The organism is Methanosarcina sp. (genome assembly GCF_028693135.1).
Lineage (GTDB): Archaea > Halobacteriota > Methanosarcinia > Methanosarcinales > Methanosarcinaceae > Methanosarcina.
The window spans coordinates 1-17,495 of sequence record NZ_JAQUVZ010000063.1 but is presented as its reverse complement, the minus strand read 5'-3'; the positions used below and the strand labels follow the sequence as shown (position 1 = coordinate 17,495).

Here is a 17,495-nt window from a genome sequence, read left to right as displayed (position 1 = left end):
TGCATATCAGTACATATGGGATAGAGTGAGCAATAAATTTGAGATGCCACCTCTGGCTCAAATCATCAGAGAAAAAAGCTCGTTGAGTTGAAAAACAGAGCTTTCCACTCAATTTGAAGGGGATACAATTATAACAATAAATTATCGACAATAGAAAGTTTTCATCAGTCAGATCTTAATTATAACATTTAAATATTCTCCTCAGGAAGCTGCTCAGAAAAAGGGGATGAAGAGGATGAAGAGGATGAAGAGGATGAGGCGGAAGAAGAAAGCTGGCTGAGTTCGTCAATTTCCTCTTCTCCGAGTACCCTTGCAAGGTTCAAGAGGATAAGAAGCCTGTTCCCTTTTTTCCCGACTCCGGTAAGATATTCTGCATTAATTTTCGATTTAATCATATCTGGAGTCGGTTCAACAGAAGAAATAGGTAGTTTCAACACCCCACTCACGGAGTTTACAAGCATTCCTATTATTATATCCCTGACTTCCACTATAATAATTCTTGACAGGCTATCCCTTTCTTTGGAGCTGAAACCAAGGCGCCTGTTGAGATCTATTACTACGATAATTTTTCCGCGCAGGTTAATTAGTCCCTTTATGCATTCCGGAGCCTGAGGAACGCGAGTGATTTTTGAAACCGGGATTATCTCGGAGACCTGCATTATATCGACTCCGAATTCTTCACCCGACAGTTCAAAAACCACTAACTGAAGCGATTCTTCTTGAAGTGCAGAATCTTTCTTTATTGCTGTTTCCTCAAACATTTTAATCCCTCAGGACAATTTATGGATTTTAACCCGCCATATTTAGCCAACCGTATTTAGCCAACCGTATTTAGCCAACCGTATTTAGCCAACCATATTTAGCCAACCGTATTTAGCCAACCGTATTTAGCCAACCATATTTAGCCAACCGTATTTAGTCAGCAATATTTTCGAGCTCTCCTTTTGAATTGCCAAGCCTGAACTTTTCAGTGGCTTTTTTCATCTTGTCCCCAAGTAAAGAGAGATCGTTAGCCATGCTGGCAAGCTCAGACATTGAGGCACTCTGTTCTTCAAGAGCTGCGGCAGTTTCCTGGGTTCCTGCAGCGGACTGCTCCGATATAGAGGATATATCTTCCAGTGTGGAGGTAATTTCTTCTATGGATGCAGACTGTTCTTCTGTAGCGGCTGCAACGTCCTCTATCATATTTGTGATTTCATTGATTGTGGAGACGATCCCGGTAACCATCTCAACCTCTGCACTAACCGATACTGAGCTGTTCTTCACGTTCTTTTTACTTGCTTCTATGCTCTCTACTGTATCACCGATACTCCCCCTGATCTCATCAATCAGCCTGGAAATATTTTTGGCTGCACTTCCGGATTCTTCGGCAAGTTTACGGACTTCATCGGCTACAACAGAGAATCCTCTACCGTGTTCGCCTGCCCGTGCGGCTTCAATTGCGGCATTCAGTGCAAGCATATTGGTCTGGTCTGCAATTTTGGTTATCAGAGTTACGATCTCATCGATCTGCTGAGACTTTGAGTCTAGTTCCTTTATAGCAACTTCAGTTTCATCAACAGAAGAACTGATAAGATTCATCTTAAACAGGACATCTCTGGAAACGTTTCCGATACTATGAACAGTATCATTCACCAAGTTTGTACTTTTAGAAACTTTCTGGGTGTTATCCGCAATTTCCTGAATATTGTGAGTCATATCCTGCATTGCGTGAGTTATATCAACAATTTTTGTGCTCTGCATCTCCGCTCCGTCAGAGATTTCAGCTGCAGTTTCTGAAATTCTCCTTGATGCAGATGCCACTTCTTCGGAAGATGCAGACATTTCTTCCGAAAGTGTGGAAAGGTGCAGTGAACCTCCCTGAATTTCTTTAATCAAGCTGCGCAGGTGTTCAACCATTGCTTTAAAAGCTTCTGAAAGTTGGAAGATCTCGCCTCTCGAAGACCCTTTAATATCAACATCAAGGTCTCCTTCAGAGATCTTATCAGCAGCTTCAAGCAGTTCGTAGATAGGCCTTTTGTAGATGTTCAAAATCACAAAAACAAGTAAAGCACCAATAAGCATTGAAAGAAAAGTTACCAGAAAGATCTGATTTATAGAGTTCGAGATCAGCGTATCCAATTTTTCTTTCTGGTCAGCACGGGCAGCTGTAGCTACTTCTCCTACCTGCGCAGCTATATTTGTCATATTTGTCTCTTCAATCGCTTTTCTTTCTTCCAGAGCCTTAAACTGCTCGAAACCGGCCTGGATATTTTCCGCACTTGTAAGTATTTCCTTTCCTGCGGCAATATTTTCCGACCTTTGCATTCGCCCGTTTAAATCTGTAGAAAGTTCAATGAGATCTTCCATCAAAGTATCGAAATTATCTACATATTCCTGATCAGAGCTCATAGCATAATTTCGATACTCATTTCTGGCTTTCATTGTCAATACAATGATCTTCTGAGCGCTCTCGGCATTGGAGAATTTTTTCTCGAGAGTTTCATTTGAATAGCCAGCCTCGAACTCCTCCCTGTACTGGACCATCTGGTTTCTAGAAAGCTCATCTGCGTTTGTTATTAGAATTTCGCTATCTACAGTCAGATTAGCTCTTACATCTGCCTGTTCGTCATCTGCTTCAACATATCGGTTAAAAGCGTCCTCGAACTCGCTTGAAGCTGCAAGAACGAAATCCATCCGGTCGCGGTTCACAGGATCAAGATAGCCTATGTATATTTCTTTGGATATCGCTGCCTGCGTGGGCACAAAGCTAAGATAATAATAAACTTCTTCTTTATCAGAGGGTTCGCCGTGAATAATGTACCTTTCTTCTGCTTGCAGAGCGCCCTGCATGTTATTCATGATAAAAGTCATATTCTGGATAGCACGACTCTTCTCCCCGACTTCGTTCATTCCTTGATAACTTGTATAACCCACAAAAAAGATCAAAACGAGGAGAAGGGCAAATCCTATCACCACATGCCCTATCTTTGTGCTTTTGTACATATTTTTCACCCGTGCTTCCAGCTTCTTCGTCTTTGTGCCCTTTCACTTCTTCGTCTTTGTGCCCTTTCACTTCTTCGTCTTTGTGCCCTTTCGCTTCTTCGTCTTTGTGCCCTTTCTATTCTGCAGCCGAACTACAACCCATAGTCAGTGCCTGTTGAAAAGGACAGAAATATATAACGCCTGTAAAGGTCTTTATCCAGATTTCCCAACTAGTACTCAATATAGATTATTAAGAATTCATAAATTTTCTGATTCTTAAATAATAAGAACCCCAAATAATGGGAAAACCAGAGTTTCGGCATTCATCAAGAATACTCCTTCTGGAGATATTACTCAGAAAAATGCAGTGAAGAACTCGCCACTGTAAGAAACTCTTTCACCTGGGATCCAAAAATATCAAAATTTATGGGTTTGGAAAGGACAGCATGACATCCGGCTTTAAGGAATTCCTGTTTACTTTCGGGATCACAATGTCCTGTAACGGCAACCACTTTTGTGCTTCGCGTATCAGGGTTACATTTTATCCGGTGAAGTAGTTCAAGGCCATGCATTTTTGGAAGTTCCATATCCATCAGTACGAGATCGACTTTGATCTTGTTGAGAACTTCCAGCGCTTCAAAACCATTTTTTGCCTTCTTCGGATCATATCCGCAGGATTTCAGAAAGTCAGCTTCAACAACGAGGTTAAGCAGGTTATCCTCAACGATCAGGATTTCAGGCATTTGATCAGCTCCTGTGCTTGCCGGAAGAATTCTCTGAATGAGATTCTTCTTATAAAGGTGCTGTTTTTACTGAGATATTGTTCTTATAGGGGGTTATTTTTGTGGAAATATTTTACTGTAGGAAACAAATAAACGGCTTAATTACATGGAATATTTTATCATTACTCATCTTAGTAAAAATCCTATTATTACTCATCTTAGTAAAAATCCTAGTAAATACCCTTATAAATTTTCTATCGCAAGCAAATTTTCTTTAGATTTCACATCTCTTGACATAATTATTAAGATTTGAAGACAAATCGGTTGGAATTTGCATGCTGGTAATTAAACACTTACAACTAAATTATAACACCAAATAGAGTGGAGGTCAATGACAAAAAGAAGACATTCAGTCCCCAGTGTTGATCCTTTACATAACGATATAGCAGATAGCAGTAAATTCCCCGACTTAATGAAGATAATATGAATTCCTGTAGAATATAAAGTTATTTATCAAGATATATACCACTGTATGAATATATAAACAGATAATAAAAATATCCATTTTTTATTTGGATATGTTTCCAGGAAAAGTTGATTCTACGTAGAGTATGAAAACAAGTGCCTTCAAAGCGTTCAAAGTTATTCTGTGCAGTAGCAAACCCTGACAATTTAAATAGGGTTTTTAAAACTTAACAAACCTTTAAAAACATTGTGTTAACATGCAAACATTCCACAATTGAGACAGGTTTAAAGCTACATAAATTACTAAAGATAATTAAATAAGTTTAATATAGCAGGACTCTCATGTATTTTTTCACATTAACACGAAAGACTTACATTAGCAACAAAACTTATGTTAACATAACGTATACTCTGATTTTCAAAAGATGAAATTGTAAGGTAAGATAACTGCAGAGCACTTCCAAAAGGTTAGTTCCAAATATATAGTAGAACAAATACCGTCACATAAGACATTGTCACAAAGATATTATCACTTACTTAATAAAAATAAAAGAAGGTAAATAGATGGCAAGAGTAATGATCGTGGACGATGCCGAATTTATGCGAATGGTAATCAGAGACATTCTTTTAAAGCACGGACACGAAGTGGTTGCTGAGGTCGGTGATGGGGAAGAAGCAATTCAGACCTACCTGGAGGTAAAACCTGACCTCGTGCTAATGGACATAATAATGCCAAATATGGATGGAAAAGAGGCATTGAAAAAACTTCTTTTAATGGACCCTGATGCAAAAATTGTAATGTGCTCTTCTCTTGGGCAGCAGGCTCTGATAACGGAATCGATAAAAATAGGTGCCATGGGTTTCATAGTAAAACCTTTTGAGTCCAATGGTATGCTGGATGTAATCAAAAAAATTGCTGAGCCAAATTAACTGAAGAGCCTTAAATAAAGCGTCAGATTCTGGATTAAATATCTGAATTTTAGATTAAGATTCTTAATTAAATTTCCGGATTTTAGATTAAATATCTTATTTCAAGATTAAGGATTTTAAGATTCTGAATAAATTTCCGGATTTTAGATTAAATATCTTATTTCAAGATTAAGGATTCAATTACTTCATTAAACAGTTAGTTTCTGGATTACATAAATGAGTTCTGGATCAAGAAAGACTGAATCGAAATACTTGAGTTAAATAAAAACGAATTTTAAATAAAACGATTCAACAAAAAAGTGCTTGAGATGACTATCCGCGCACTCATAGTAGATGATTCTGCTTTAATTCGCAAGGTTCTTTCCGATATTCTCAACGAAGACCCGAAGATCAGGGTTATCGGAACAGCAGTCAACGGAAAGGACGGTCTTGAAAAAGTCAAGAAACTTAGGCCCGATGTAGTACTTCTGGACAATATAATGCCCGTTCTTGACGGTCTTAAGACTCTTGCCCTTATCATGAAAGAATATCCGACTCCTGTAGTTATAGTGTCAGCTCTGGGGGAAAGAGCTGAAGAAATTACCCTTACAGCTTTTGAGTATGGGGCAGTGGATGTAATCGAAAAGCCCTCAGGTATTCTCAGTCAGAGCATGCCTGAGATGGCAGAGGAAATTTGCAGGAAAATCAGGACAGCTTCAAAAGCTAACCTTAAAAACCTGGAGTGCATGCGAGATTTAGAACCCGAGAATCCGGAGAAAGAGGAGAAGAAAGAGGAGAAGAAAGAGAAAGGGCTTCGTGAGAATCCAGCCCCTGTAAGAAATGTACTGGCGATAGGCGCGTCCACAGGAGGTCCAAGGGCCCTGGAAAAACTTATAGGCTCACTTCCCGCTGAGATTCCAGCTGCAGTTCTTATAGTACAGCACATGCCTCCGGGTTTTACAGCATCTCTTTCTAAAAGGCTTGATGAAAAGTCAGCCCTCAGGGTAAAAGAGGCACAGGAAGGGGATATAGTAGAAGAAGGAACTGTGCTTATAGCCCCGGGTAATTATCATATGGAAATTGTACGAAATAAAGTAAACAACCATGAAGAAGAAGTAGTACATTTATCTTGCAGCCCTAAAGAACTGGGATCCAGACCTTCAGTAAATGTCCTTTTCCGATCAGTTGCACCGGTTTACGGCCCCAGAGTTATTTCCATTGTCCTCACAGGAATGAACTGCGATGGAGCAGATGGAGCTGAAGAGATTAAAAAAATGGGGGGCAAAATAATCGCAGAAGCCCGGAGTTCATGTGTGGTATACGGAATGCCCGGAGAGATTGTAAGGCGAAACCTGGCAGACTTCGTGCTCCCTCTGGACAGGATGGCTGAAGAAATTATCAGAATCGTAGAATGAAGTATGAAGTTAAAGATTGAATATCTTTTATTTACCGCAAGATTAGCCGGAAAAATAAATTAGCCGGAAAAATAAAAAGTAGAAATAAGGCAAAAAACAAAATAAAAAGGAAAAAAGATAAAGAGAGAGTAAAGAGATAAGAAAAAATTTTTAAAAAAATTCGGAAATCCAGGTACCTCTCAGGACTATAAAAGGCAGGGAAAAATCATGGATATGTCAAAATATATAGGCATTTTCAGGTCGGAAGCTGAAAAAAACATTAAAGAAATAAGTGATTCCCTGCTGGCGCTCGAACAGAACCCTGAAAATATGGAGCAGATGAATGTAATGTTCCGTGCAGCCCATACTTTCAAAGGCATGGCTGCGACCATGGGATTCAAGCAAATTGTCGAACTAACACATGAGATGGAAAGCCTGATTGATAGGTTCCGTACGGGAAGGTTAACCCTTGATTCTTCTTTAATTGATATCCTCTTCGAATGTCTGGACTCTCTGGAGGGGCTTGTTGAAAATGTCTGCAAGGGTGTGGAAAGTAAAACCATAGAGAGAAAAAACGATAGACTTGAAGGCAATAAGTCTTATCCTGATGCTGGAGAAGTTCTGAAAACTCTCAGGACTATAAATAATCCCCCAGAAGAAGTTATCTCTCAAAAAAATGAATCAGATTCCTTTTCTGCAGACAAAAAAGTAGAGGAAAAAGTAGAGAAAAAAGTAGAGGAAAAAGAAAAAAGAGAAGAAGAAAAGAAACTTGAAAGTATAAATGAGGAACTAAAAGAAAAGAAAAGCTTTGCTTACTCTGGGCCGGATTTCAAAGTAAAAAATGTGCAAAATTCAAAGATACAGGATTCAAAGATACAGGATTCAAAGATACAGGATTCAAAGATACAGGATTTAAAGATACAGGATTCAAAGATACAGGATTCAAAGACACAGGATTCAAAGATACAGGATTCAAGGAAACAGGATTCAAAGATACAGGGTTCAAGGATCAGCACGGAACAGTTAGATAAACTGATGAATCTTGTTGGTGAGCTCGTAATCAACAGAAGCAGGGTAAAAGAGCTTACAGGAGAAGCGACATCAAAGGATCTGGAGCTTGTACTTTCTGATTTCCAGAAACTAACCAGGGAGCTCCAGGAAGAAGTATTAGAGATCAGAATGGTTCCTCTGGATCATATAACCAATATTTTTCCTAGAATGATAAGGGACCTTGCAAAGGCACAAAATAAAAAAATTAACTTTATAATAAGGGGAAAAGAAATCAAGCTCGATCGAGCTATTATGGAAGAAATCGTAGACCCTCTGGTGCACCTGTTAAGAAACGCCGCGGACCATGGAATAGAAATTCCCGAGAAACGTGTGGAGCTCGGGAAAGATGAAAACGGCACTATAATGATTACGGCTTCAAGACAGCAAAATTATGTTCTTATCAAAATAGAAGATGATGGAAGAGGAATAAACACAGAAGAAATCCGGAAAGCTGCATTGGAAAAAGGACTCATTTCAAGAGAAGAAGCTGAAAAACTTTCGGAAAGAGAAGCAATACAACTGATTTTTGCACCGGGACTCAGTACTTCCAGCATGATAACCGATCTTTCAGGTAGGGGGGTTGGAATGGATGTTGTAAAGAACCGGATTGAACGTCTGGGAGGATCCATAAAAGTAGACTCAAAACCCGGATCTGGTTCAAGGTTTGAACTGAGGTTGCCCATAACAATTGCTCTTTATCAGGCTATGCTTGTAAAAGTCGGAATGGAAAGATATGCAATACCTTTCACCAACATAGTAAAAAGTATTTCAGTCAGGAAAGAAGAAGTCCGGCACATCGGGGGGGAAGAGGTTGTTGTGATGAACGAAAAAGCGCTCCCTCTCCTGAGATTGCGTAAGTTGTTTCAATTGCCTGATATCCAGAAAGAAGAAAACCTGGTTGTTGTTATAGTAGAAAACGCCGGACGATATATAGGACTTGTTGTAGATGCACTTCTTGGAAAGCAGGAAGTTATTTTAAAAAATTTCAAAAGTAGGTTGCTGGAAAAAACCCGGGGATTTGCAGGAGCAACAATTATGGGAGACGGAAGTGTCATTTTAATTCTTGATGTTAACTCCATAATCTGAAATTGTTAACTCCATAATCTGAAATTGTTAACTCCATAATCTGAAATTGTTAACTCCATAATCTGAAATCTTAATCCAGGGGAATAATAATGATAATAATCTTTCAGCAAATGATAGGAATAAGCTTCAGCAAATAAATTACAGGTTAAAAGAAAGTGAGTCAATTACCCCTGAGCTAAAGACTCAGGGGCTTGTCTAACAAGCCCTAGTTGACCAGATCACCGATTCGGAGCAATGGAAAATCGGTAAACGATAGGAAAGAAATAGTTACCCTTGAATGTCGCCTCAGTTTAAGGCTCTAAGGATGCCGGTTAAACAGTCCTGAGAGGTAGGGACAGTGCTTGCATCGTTAAACCTTTCCATATCAGATCGAGAGGAGGACGGATTCCGGAATTGACTGGTTCCAGCTACGCTGTAACACTCCAACTTCACGAAGTTGAAGTCCATAATTCGGATACGCATAACTCTTCGGAGGAAAACTATATGTTAGTTTTCGTAATTAATCAAAACAAAAAACCACTAATGCCCTGTAAACCTTCAAAAGCCAGAAAACTACTTCAAGCAGGCAAGGCAAAAGTTGTTAGAAATACGCCATTCACCATCAAGTTACTTTTCGGAAGCAGTGGCTATACTCAACCTGTAACTGCAGGGATGGATACCGGCTCTAAGGTAGTGGGCTGTGCAGCCATTGCTAACGGAAAAGTGTTGTATCAGTCCGAAATCTAGCTGAGAGAAAACGTTTCGAAAAAGATGGAACAACGGAAGATGTACCGGAGAACCAGAAGAGGGCGAAAAACAAGGTACAGACCTTCAAGATTTGATAACCGGGGAAATTCAACAAAAGAAGGAAGATTGGCTCCTTCTCTCCGAAGCAAACTTGAGTCTCATTTCCGGGAAAAGAGGTTTGTGGAATCCCTGCTTCCTGTAACGGAATGGAAGGTAGAACTTGCTTCCTTTGATATTCACAAAATAACAAATCCGGAGGTTTCCGGAAAAGGATACCAGGAAGGGGACCTTAAAGGGTTCTACAATGTCAAAGCTTACGTTCTGGATCGGGACGGCTACACCTGCCAGCACTGCAGGGGAAAGTCAAAGGATTACCGGCTGCATTGCCATCATATCGTTTTCAGATCAAACCAGGGAACAGATGCACCGGAAAACCTGATAACGCTCTGTGAAACCTGTCACAAAGCCCTGCACAATGGAGAATTCAAGCTTTCATGGAAAAAATCAAAAACAAAACATGCAACTGAAATCGGGATTCTCAAATCCCAAATCCGGAAATCCGGCTGGAATTTTGCAGAGACTTTCGGGTACGAAACCAAGTACAGGAGAGAGCAGATATTGAAGTTGATAAAAACACATTACTTTGATGCTGTTGCTATCTGTTGTAGGGACGACCAGAAAGTAGATGCAGAAGATTCGGTTTTTATAAAAAGAAACGTTAGCAAGGGAGATTACCAGCAAAGGACAGGAAAAAGATCCGAAAAGAAAATACCTACGGGAAAACTGTTCAACCTGAGAAAATTCGATCTTATAAAAACGAGTAAGGGAATAGGGTTTGTCAAAGGCAAAAGGTCTTCCGGATTCTTTGCTATTTCGGATCTGTTTGGAAACAAAATATCAGATAGTGTTAATGTGAAGAAAATTTGTGAACGATTGAGGGCCAGGACAACAACACTAATTCAACAGAGCAGGACGGGGAAGTTTACGCATCATCCCCTGAGCTAAAGACTCAGGGGTTTCCTGCTGAGGGTTTATGAAGAATAAAGGTGGAATAAACGTAAGTGAGGAAGGAAGAAAAGAAAGAAAAAACGAGATAAAAACAGGCAGAGAAACAGTAAAAATAAACAAAGAGAGAATACAGATTAATGAAGATAAAATAAAGGCGAGCAGAAATCTCGAGGAAGACCCTGGGTTTGAACTGTTAAAAAGAGTGATTACGGAAAGTACTGGTTTTAACTGTGAGCAATATAAAGAAGCCCATTTCAGGCGTAGAATTAACGTCCGGGTAAGAGCTACCAATTCAGATAGCTATGAAGAATACCTCAAGCTGCTGAAAAAGAACTCAGTAGAATATGAGGATCTCATTGCAGCCCTTACAATAAACGTCAGTGAGTTTTTCCGAAACCCGGAAACCTTTGGAGTAATTGAAAAAGAAGTCATCCCCTATCTGATAAAATCAAGATCAGATTCGCTTGTAAAATCAATCCGTATCTGGAGTGCAGGCTGCGCAACAGGAGAAGAGGCTTATTCTCTTGCCGTTTTGCTGCACAGAGTTCTTGGGAGAGACTTCGACAGGTATAGAATAAGCATTATAGGCACTGATATTGACAATGTAAGCCTGGAAAAAGCCCGAAAAGGGATTTACCGTGAAAATGTGCTTAAAAATGTGGACACCAGTATAAGAGAAAGCTATTTTGTAAGGCAGGGTGAGACATATCAGATTTCTGATCAGTTAAGAAGTATGATACGTTTTAAACGGCATGATATGATATCAGAATCCAGTATAAGCCGTTTTGACCTCATCATCTGCCGAAACGTCATGATATACTTTAAAAAAGAAATTCAAGAGCAGTTACAGCTTAATTTTCATCAGGCATTGAACAGAGGAGGTTTCTTTGTGATAGGAAAAGCAGAAACATTACTGGGAACAGCTTCAAATCGTTTTAAGCCTTACAATACAAGAGAACGCCTATATATAAAAGAAACTTAGAATTTTTAAAGAAATCTCAAGGACCTCAAATATCTCAAATCTCAAATATCTCAAATCTCAAATATCTCAAGGACCTCAAATATCTCAAATATCTTTTAAAGATTTTTTATAATTTATTATAGTTTAGATGGCATAACATATTTCCTGATTCACCCTAACATAATAATCAACTTTTTTTAAGTTCTTTTCTTTGAAAAATTATATATTTGATATAAATATTATAATAGACATTCATTAGCTAATCGATTAAACCGATTAAACCGATTAATTAAACCATCGAAAATAAAAGTACCATAAAACTTTAAGTGTATGCCTGAGATTAAGTAAAGCTGCGATTAAGTAAAGCTGCGATTAAGTAAAACTGCGATTATGTGACTTTTTCTGTACGGCATAAACAATCCAACAAAGCATGAACAACCAGCATAGATAACAATTCGTGTGGACTGTGCTGGATAAGAAATATGCTAAAATATGCTAATTTGTAGCAGATATCAAGCGCAGATGTCAAGCCTGGATATCATAATAATTAATAACTAAATAATAACTAAAAGTAAACTAGGGGATTTTCATGGAACTCAATGGAGTAGAAATTGAAGATACATATGCAGAAGCGTTTCCGATCAAGATTTCAAGGGTGCTCATAACAGCAGTCACAAAGCGCTGGGCACAGGTAGCAGCCACTGAAGCCACCGGCTTCGGGACATCAGTTATAATGTGCCCTGCAGAGGCGGGAATTGAAAGGTTCGCAAGCCCCAGCGAGACCCCTGACGGAAGGCCTGGAGTCTATATCCAGATCTGTACTTTCAAATACGAAGCTCTCGAAGAACAGTTGCTTGAGAGGATAGGGCAGTGCGTACTTACAGCTCCTACAACTGCTGTCTTTAACGGACTGCCTGATGCTGAGAAACAATTTAATGTTGGCTTTAAACTCAAATTCTTCGGAGACGGGATGGAGTCCGAGGCCCAGATTGCAGGCCGCAAAGTATACAAAGTCCCAATCATGGAAGGAGACTTTATAAGTGAAGAAAATATAGGAGCCGTAGCCGGAATTGCGGGCGGGAACTTCTTTATCTTCGGAGACTCCCAGATGAGCGCCCTGACTGCAGCCGAGGTTGCTGTTGATGCAATTACGGAACTTGAAGGCACAATCACTCCATTCCCTGGAGGCATTGTTTCAAGCGGGTCCAAGGCCGGAGCGAACAAATACAAATTCCTGAAAGCTACCGCAAATGAAAAGTTCTGCCCCTCCATAAAGGACAAAGTGGAAGGCACAGAAATTCCTGCCGATGTCAATGCTGTTTATGAAATAGTCATCAACGGGCTTGATGAAGAGAGCATAAAAGCAGCCATGAAAGCCGGAATAAAAGCTGCGGTAACTGTTCCTGGAATCAAGAAGATTTCTGCAGGTAACTACGGCGGCAAACTGGGTAAGTATCAGTTCAAACTTCACGAGCTCTTCTGAGCTCAAAAATTCTCTTTTTAGCAATTCCATTTCTTTTTGCGCCAGTTCTCTTTGTTCCAGTTATTTTTGTTCCAGTTATTTTTGTCCCAGTTATTTTTGTCCCAGTTATTTTTGTCCCAGTTTTTTTTATTCACACATCTTTCTCGCATACCTTTTTATTTTCCAGACCGAATTACTTTTCAGGAAAACCAGCGCCAAAGAAACGCATAAAGTTTCGTTCTTAAGAGGTCTAATTCTTAAAAAGTCTAATTCTTAAAAAGTCTAATTCTTAAAAATTTACATTTCAGATTAAGAGAAAAAAAAGTGAGAGTGGAAACCTGAACAGACAAAAAATCAATTATTTAATAGACCTTGTCCTGACAACCTTGTTTTTTGGAATCGCAGGCACAGGTTTTTTCATGTATTTTTTTATCCCTTCGGGAGTTCAAAGAGGCAGATACATAGTCTACATGGGGCTAACAAAAGCTACCTGGATTTGGATACATAGTAGAATTGGAATCCTGATGTCAATTCTTGTGGTCATTCACCTTATCCTCCATTGGAAGTGGATTATATACACTACGAAGAGTTTCTTCAGGAAAGAAGAGCGTGAGTTGTAAAATATTTTCAAATCACAGTAATTTCATGCTAAATAAAAAGGAAAAATAGAAAATAGTTCTGGAAATAGCTCTGGAAAGCGAAGACGTTATCCAGCTACCAGAGAACTATTTTTCAGAGTCCGAGTGCACTGAACCCGGAATGGAGAAGATCCTGCGGGTTGAGGCCTGTAACCTGTAGCATTACATACGCCCCAAGGAAGGTACCTATCATACTTCCGATATTGGCAAAGCTGGCCACAAGAAGAACGCGCATGAACCTGTTTTTGAACATTTCTTTGAAAGTTTCGATCCCTGCAAGGGCTTTAATGTCGTCAGTGGTAGGATTTCGCTGTTTTGCTTCTACCAGACCTGCAAACCAGCCTGCAGCCATCATAGGGTTCAGAGAAGTTAACCAGGCAACCGAAAAGGCTGTAAGGACAGAGTATGGATGTCCTCCCGCCAGGAGTGTGCCGGCTGCGCTCAGGGCCCCGTTAATGAGGAACCACCACCCAAAAGCTATAAGAAGGAGTTTAAGGGGAGTGCCCGATGCAAGGAGCAATAAAAAAACCAGAAGTGCGAGACCAACTATTCCAAAACCGATAATTTTACCGATTCCAATGCGTTTCTTCGGAATCTCCATAAGAGTGCTAAGTGCTGGAATGCTCTTTGGGTTTTTCAGGTAGTTAATTATTCCTGGTTTATGCCCTGCTCCAACCACTGCAACAATGGTTTTATTTCCGCCTGCAGCCACCTTCAGGATGCTCCCTGCAAGGTATGCGTCCCTCTCATCTATGAGAGTTTCAGCCGCAGTTGGGGCAAATTCTCTGAGCTCACTGACAAGGGCTGTGACAACATCCTCTTGAGTCATCTGATCGATATCGATATCGACTCCTTTTCCTACCCCTATCAGGCCACCTATGAGAGAACCAAGCATTTTTATTTTTTCCAGGAGTTTCATTCGGCCCCAGAAACGCTGGAGCGTCACCTGAATATCCCTGTCAATTAAAGCTACTCTGGCTCCTGATGCTTCTGCTTCCTCGATTGCGGAAATCATCTCAGAACCGGGTTTTACACCCATGTCTTCACCGATTTTTTTCTGCACATAGGCGAGCAGCCAGTTGACAAGGTAAAAGTATACCTTTCCTTCAGTGAGAATTTCCTTTATTGGAAGCTGATTCGTCTCCTGGATGTTTCCTTTCAGAGAATCATAACGTGCCCGACAGAGCTCGATGGCTACAATATCAGGTTTAAGTTTTCTGATAGTATCCCTAACTTCAGTCACACTCTTTTCCGAAACATGTGCCGTACCTATAAGCACAACCTTTGAAGGCTGAAATTCGGCAGCAGGATTGTATCCATCCAAAGACGGAGGCTGGAAAGAAGATGGAACTGAAATTTCCGAAGCTGAATCAGGAAGAGGTTCCACAATAAACTCGGAACTTATGTCGAGTTTCACTTCTACCTCTCCGGCTTCTGCTACAGATGGCAGTACAGAAGCCCGGGTTTCCTCTGGCTTGTTGATTGAAGAATCAGAAAGCTTAGACTTTCCGACAGAAACATTATCTTCCGCGGATTCGGTTATAAGTTTGTCCATAGAGTATATTGACTCCTGAGATGAACTATGAAAATTGTATTCAGGATCCTTGTCCTGGGAATCTGTAATCTTAGACCTATCCATTATCAGTATCTCTGTTGCGGCAGATTAAAAGTGACGGATAAAAATGTATAGAGCAAAGCATTTCATTGTATTGCTACGTACTGCTGAGAGTACAATTACGCTACTTTCAAGCCTATTGTCAGAATACGTTATTTATCCATTATACATTTATCCATTATACTTCCAAATTTTAAACACTTACTGCCGCGAATTCGAAGATATCAAGTGAACATTTAACACACAGGTAATTTAATATATAATATAATTAAGCCATACACAGTAAATAAGTTACATATGTTATATAACTGATCTATAAAAAACTGATCTATAAAAAACTGATCTGTAAACAATCAATCTATGCATAACCAACCCATAAATCCTAGTCAATCTATACACAGCCAGTTTGTACGAATCTGAATATGAGATAAATTATGTTATACCGTGAAACAACTGTTACCGTGAAACAACTGTTACCGTGAAACAACTAAATTATAATTGACGGATACCAAACTATACTTCAAAGATATTAAACTACACATCTAAGATATTAAACTATACTTCAAAGATATAAAACTATACATTTAAAATAACCAGATAATAAATATGATAGAACAAAACTGTAAAAAATTAGCGCCAGCAAACAATTAGCTCGTGTGATTGCCTGCCAGAAATTTATGTTTTACTACTTCTACAATTTTGCTACTTTTACATTTTTACATAAAAGTTTAGTTTCATTTAATTTTACAGATTTTCAGTGTGCACGTATGCAATCTTTTTTCAAATGCACACCTTTCTTCAGATGCACGTTTCCAAAAGAGTCTTTTGGTGCATCATTCTGATCTGAGCTTCAATGTCCGGACCAGGTCGGTTCTGGAAAGTACTCCTACAACAGACCCATTATCAATTACCAGAACTCTTCCTATGTTCTGAGATGTAACCAGTTTAAGGACATCACTTGCCTGTGCATTCGAAGTAACAGATAGGACATCTCTGGTCATAATCTCTGAGATCCGGGTTACCGGGCGATCAAGAATGGAGACGCGCTGGATATCAGTAAAAGTCACAATCCCTTTAAGATCGCCCCCCTCTATTACAGGATAACCCATATGCTTATTCTCAAACATAAAATTAACCAGCTCTTCAACATTCATGGAAGAAGACACTGAAACTACATCTTTTGTCATTATGTCTTTTACCAGAACATTTTCAAGAGTTACGGATGCCTGGGTGGAGCGTTCCTCTTCAGATGCACCAACATAAATGAAGAGAGCAATCAAAGGAAACCAGAGGTTTCCGACAAAAATTCCGAAAATCGCCATCAAGATAGCAAAAAATTTCCCTACGGCAGCTGCACTCTGCGTAGCTTTAACATAAGACATTCTCCTGGCATAGAAAGCACGGAGTACCCTACCTCCGTCCATTGGGAATGCGGGCAGCAGGTTGAAAATTCCAAGCACTATATTCATGGCTCCAAGAATCCAGATTGTCAGAAAAACGGGATTTTCAGAAAGCGCAGTGTTTGGCGCAATTATATTCCCATATATGAAAATACAGACAACGCCTATAATCAGGCTTGTTAGAGGTCCTGCAAAAGCCATCTTTGCTTCCTGTCCGGGATCCCTTGGCATCTCTTCCATTGAAGAAACTCCTCCGAAAAGGAAGAGCGTGATGCTCTCAATCTTGACTCCATAGCGCATTGCCAGATATGAATGCGCAAGCTCATGCAAAAGGATCGATGCGAAAAGCAGGATTGCGGTCAGGGTTGAAAGCGCGTATTTTGTCGCAGCCGGCTCAACTCCTTGAAAGCCATAAGGGTATGGATTGATTGCAAAGACATATGCAAAAATGGGAAGGATCAAAAGAAAAGTGATGTGCAGTCTGATAGGTATGCCCAGTACACTTCCGATTTTCAATGCAGCTTTCATGAAATAAAATACCCCCTTTATCTAATATATACACTTGATGACCTATATATGAAATATATGTGAAACAAACTGATAAGCCATTATGACACAATGATATGCATATCTGAAATAAGCCGGCAGATTGCATGAACATTTTACAGGTTTTTAAACCTGAGTTTCAAAATAATTATTTACTTTCTTAATTTTAGCTTATTGATTTTAACCTGCTAAACATGATCTTAAAGACAGAGACTGTCATGTAGACAAAAGCATGCATTATATTATTTTAAATAGTATAATTATTTTTGCATGCCTTAAATAGGCAACGAATGAGAACAAACTTGATGATAGTCATCTGAAGGATTTAGTAGGAGGAAAAAAGGAAAATAAGAAGACAAAAAAACAAAAAATAAGAAAAAGAGAGGAATAAAATAAAGAATAAAATGAAGAAAAAATGAAGAAAAAATCAAATTGCGTGCGGCCACCCCACCCTAAAGGATGGGGTATGCTGATGGGCCGCACGCCCGGTTATTCTGGCACTTAGAAATCGTTAATTTTCTGTTGCCCAGATTTCTTTAATCTATGTGA

At 39.5% G+C, this 17,495-nt stretch carries 12 protein-coding genes and 3 pseudogenes; 9 read left to right on the top strand and 6 right to left on the bottom strand.

What is annotated here, in order from left to right; translation table 11 throughout:
• Positions 1 to 188: 188 nt before the first annotated feature.
• From PHF18_RS16855 to PHF18_RS16845, 3 genes are all read right to left on the bottom strand, one after another.
• Complete coding sequence (locus PHF18_RS16855) at positions 189 to 761, bottom strand: chemotaxis protein CheW (RefSeq protein WP_300104766.1); 573 nt, start codon at positions 759 to 761, stop codon at positions 189 to 191.
• Between the two features lie 154 nt (positions 762 to 915).
• A complete protein-coding gene (locus tag PHF18_RS16850) occupies positions 916 to 2,985 on the bottom strand; it encodes a methyl-accepting chemotaxis protein (protein WP_300104765.1) in 2,070 nt (689 codons plus the stop codon).
• A 329-nt stretch (positions 2,986 to 3,314) separates the two neighbouring features.
• Entirely contained in the window at positions 3,315 to 3,707 is a 393-nt protein-coding gene (locus PHF18_RS16845) for a response regulator (RefSeq protein ID WP_300104763.1), read from the bottom strand.
• Between the two features lie 1,008 nt (positions 3,708 to 4,715).
• Here PHF18_RS16845 and PHF18_RS16840 point away from each other — a divergent pair.
• The 3 genes and pseudogenes from PHF18_RS16840 to PHF18_RS18145 form a co-directional block, all read left to right on the top strand.
• Complete coding sequence (locus tag PHF18_RS16840; protein ID WP_300104761.1) at positions 4,716 to 5,081, top strand: response regulator; 366 nt, start codon at positions 4,716 to 4,718, stop codon at positions 5,079 to 5,081.
• A gap of 308 nt (positions 5,082 to 5,389) precedes the next feature.
• On the top strand, positions 5,390 to 6,475 hold the full coding sequence (locus tag PHF18_RS16835; RefSeq protein WP_300104769.1) for a chemotaxis response regulator protein-glutamate methylesterase: 1,086 nt from the start codon (positions 5,390 to 5,392) through the stop codon (positions 6,473 to 6,475).
• Positions 6,476 to 6,682: 207 nt separating this feature from the next.
• Positions 6,683 to 6,961, top strand: a pseudogene (locus PHF18_RS18145) (Hpt domain-containing protein); the annotation flags it as partial.
• A 305-nt stretch (positions 6,962 to 7,266) separates the two neighbouring features.
• Here PHF18_RS18145 and PHF18_RS18140 read toward each other — a convergent pair.
• A complete protein-coding gene (locus tag PHF18_RS18140) occupies positions 7,267 to 7,374 on the bottom strand; it encodes a hypothetical protein (RefSeq protein ID WP_367279214.1) in 108 nt (35 codons plus the stop codon).
• Here PHF18_RS18140 and PHF18_RS18135 point away from each other — a divergent pair.
• The 6 genes and pseudogenes from PHF18_RS18135 to PHF18_RS16810 all read left to right on the top strand — a co-directional run.
• Positions 7,363 to 7,485: pseudogene (locus PHF18_RS18135) on the top strand (hypothetical protein); the annotation flags it as partial. The gene PHF18_RS18140 and the pseudogene PHF18_RS18135 overlap by 12 nt on opposite strands.
• On the top strand, positions 7,448 to 8,590 hold the full coding sequence (locus PHF18_RS18130; RefSeq protein WP_367279213.1) for a chemotaxis protein CheA: 1,143 nt from the start codon (positions 7,448 to 7,450) through the stop codon (positions 8,588 to 8,590). The pseudogene PHF18_RS18135 and the gene PHF18_RS18130, both read left to right, overlap by 38 nt.
• 483 nt (positions 8,591 to 9,073) lie before the next feature.
• Positions 9,074 to 10,321 (top strand): annotated as a pseudogene (gene iscB / locus PHF18_RS16825) (RNA-guided endonuclease IscB).
• A gap of 28 nt (positions 10,322 to 10,349) precedes the next feature.
• Positions 10,350 to 11,306: a protein-glutamate O-methyltransferase CheR gene (locus PHF18_RS16820; protein WP_300104757.1), complete on the top strand. Its 957-nt coding sequence runs from the start codon at positions 10,350 to 10,352 to the stop codon at positions 11,304 to 11,306.
• A gap of 568 nt (positions 11,307 to 11,874) precedes the next feature.
• Entirely contained in the window at positions 11,875 to 12,768 is an 894-nt protein-coding gene (fhcD, locus tag PHF18_RS16815; protein WP_300104756.1) for a formylmethanofuran--tetrahydromethanopterin N-formyltransferase, read from the top strand.
• A gap of 287 nt (positions 12,769 to 13,055) precedes the next feature.
• On the top strand, positions 13,056 to 13,367 hold the full coding sequence (locus tag PHF18_RS16810) for a DUF4405 domain-containing protein (RefSeq protein ID WP_367279212.1): 312 nt from the start codon (positions 13,056 to 13,058) through the stop codon (positions 13,365 to 13,367).
• Between the two features lie 112 nt (positions 13,368 to 13,479).
• On the opposite strand, the gene PHF18_RS16805 is transcribed toward PHF18_RS16810, so the two are convergent.
• Entirely contained in the window at positions 13,480 to 15,024 is a 1,545-nt protein-coding gene (locus tag PHF18_RS16805; RefSeq protein WP_300104754.1) for a TraB/GumN family protein, read from the bottom strand.
• Between the two features lie 809 nt (positions 15,025 to 15,833).
• Positions 15,834 to 16,928, bottom strand: coding sequence for a CBS domain-containing protein (locus tag PHF18_RS16800; protein ID WP_300104752.1), 1,095 nt, complete (start codon positions 16,926 to 16,928; stop codon positions 15,834 to 15,836).
• Positions 16,929 to 17,495 lie beyond the last annotated feature (567 nt).

Bases quoted from the DNA above. Each gene is read 5' to 3' on its own strand.
- PHF18_RS16855 (WP_300104766.1), bottom strand. From the start codon at position 761: ATGTTTGAGGAAACAGCAATAAAGAAAGATTCTGCACTTCAAGAAGAA.
- PHF18_RS16850 (WP_300104765.1), bottom strand. From the start codon at position 2,985: ATGTACAAAAGCACAAAGATAGGGCATGTGGTGATAGGATTTGCCCTT.
- PHF18_RS16845 (WP_300104763.1), bottom strand. From the start codon at position 3,707: ATGCCTGAAATCCTGATCGTTGAGGATAACCTGCTTAACCTCGTTGTT.
- PHF18_RS16840 (WP_300104761.1), top strand. From the start codon at position 4,716: ATGGCAAGAGTAATGATCGTGGACGATGCCGAATTTATGCGAATGGTA.
- PHF18_RS16835 (WP_300104769.1), top strand. From the start codon at position 5,390: ATGACTATCCGCGCACTCATAGTAGATGATTCTGCTTTAATTCGCAAG.
- PHF18_RS16820 (WP_300104757.1), top strand. From the start codon at position 10,350: ATGAAGAATAAAGGTGGAATAAACGTAAGTGAGGAAGGAAGAAAAGAA.
- fhcD (WP_300104756.1), top strand. From the start codon at position 11,875: ATGGAACTCAATGGAGTAGAAATTGAAGATACATATGCAGAAGCGTTT.
- PHF18_RS16805 (WP_300104754.1), bottom strand. From the start codon at position 15,024: ATGGATAGGTCTAAGATTACAGATTCCCAGGACAAGGATCCTGAATAC.
- PHF18_RS16800 (WP_300104752.1), bottom strand. From the start codon at position 16,928: ATGAAAGCTGCATTGAAAATCGGAAGTGTACTGGGCATACCTATCAGA.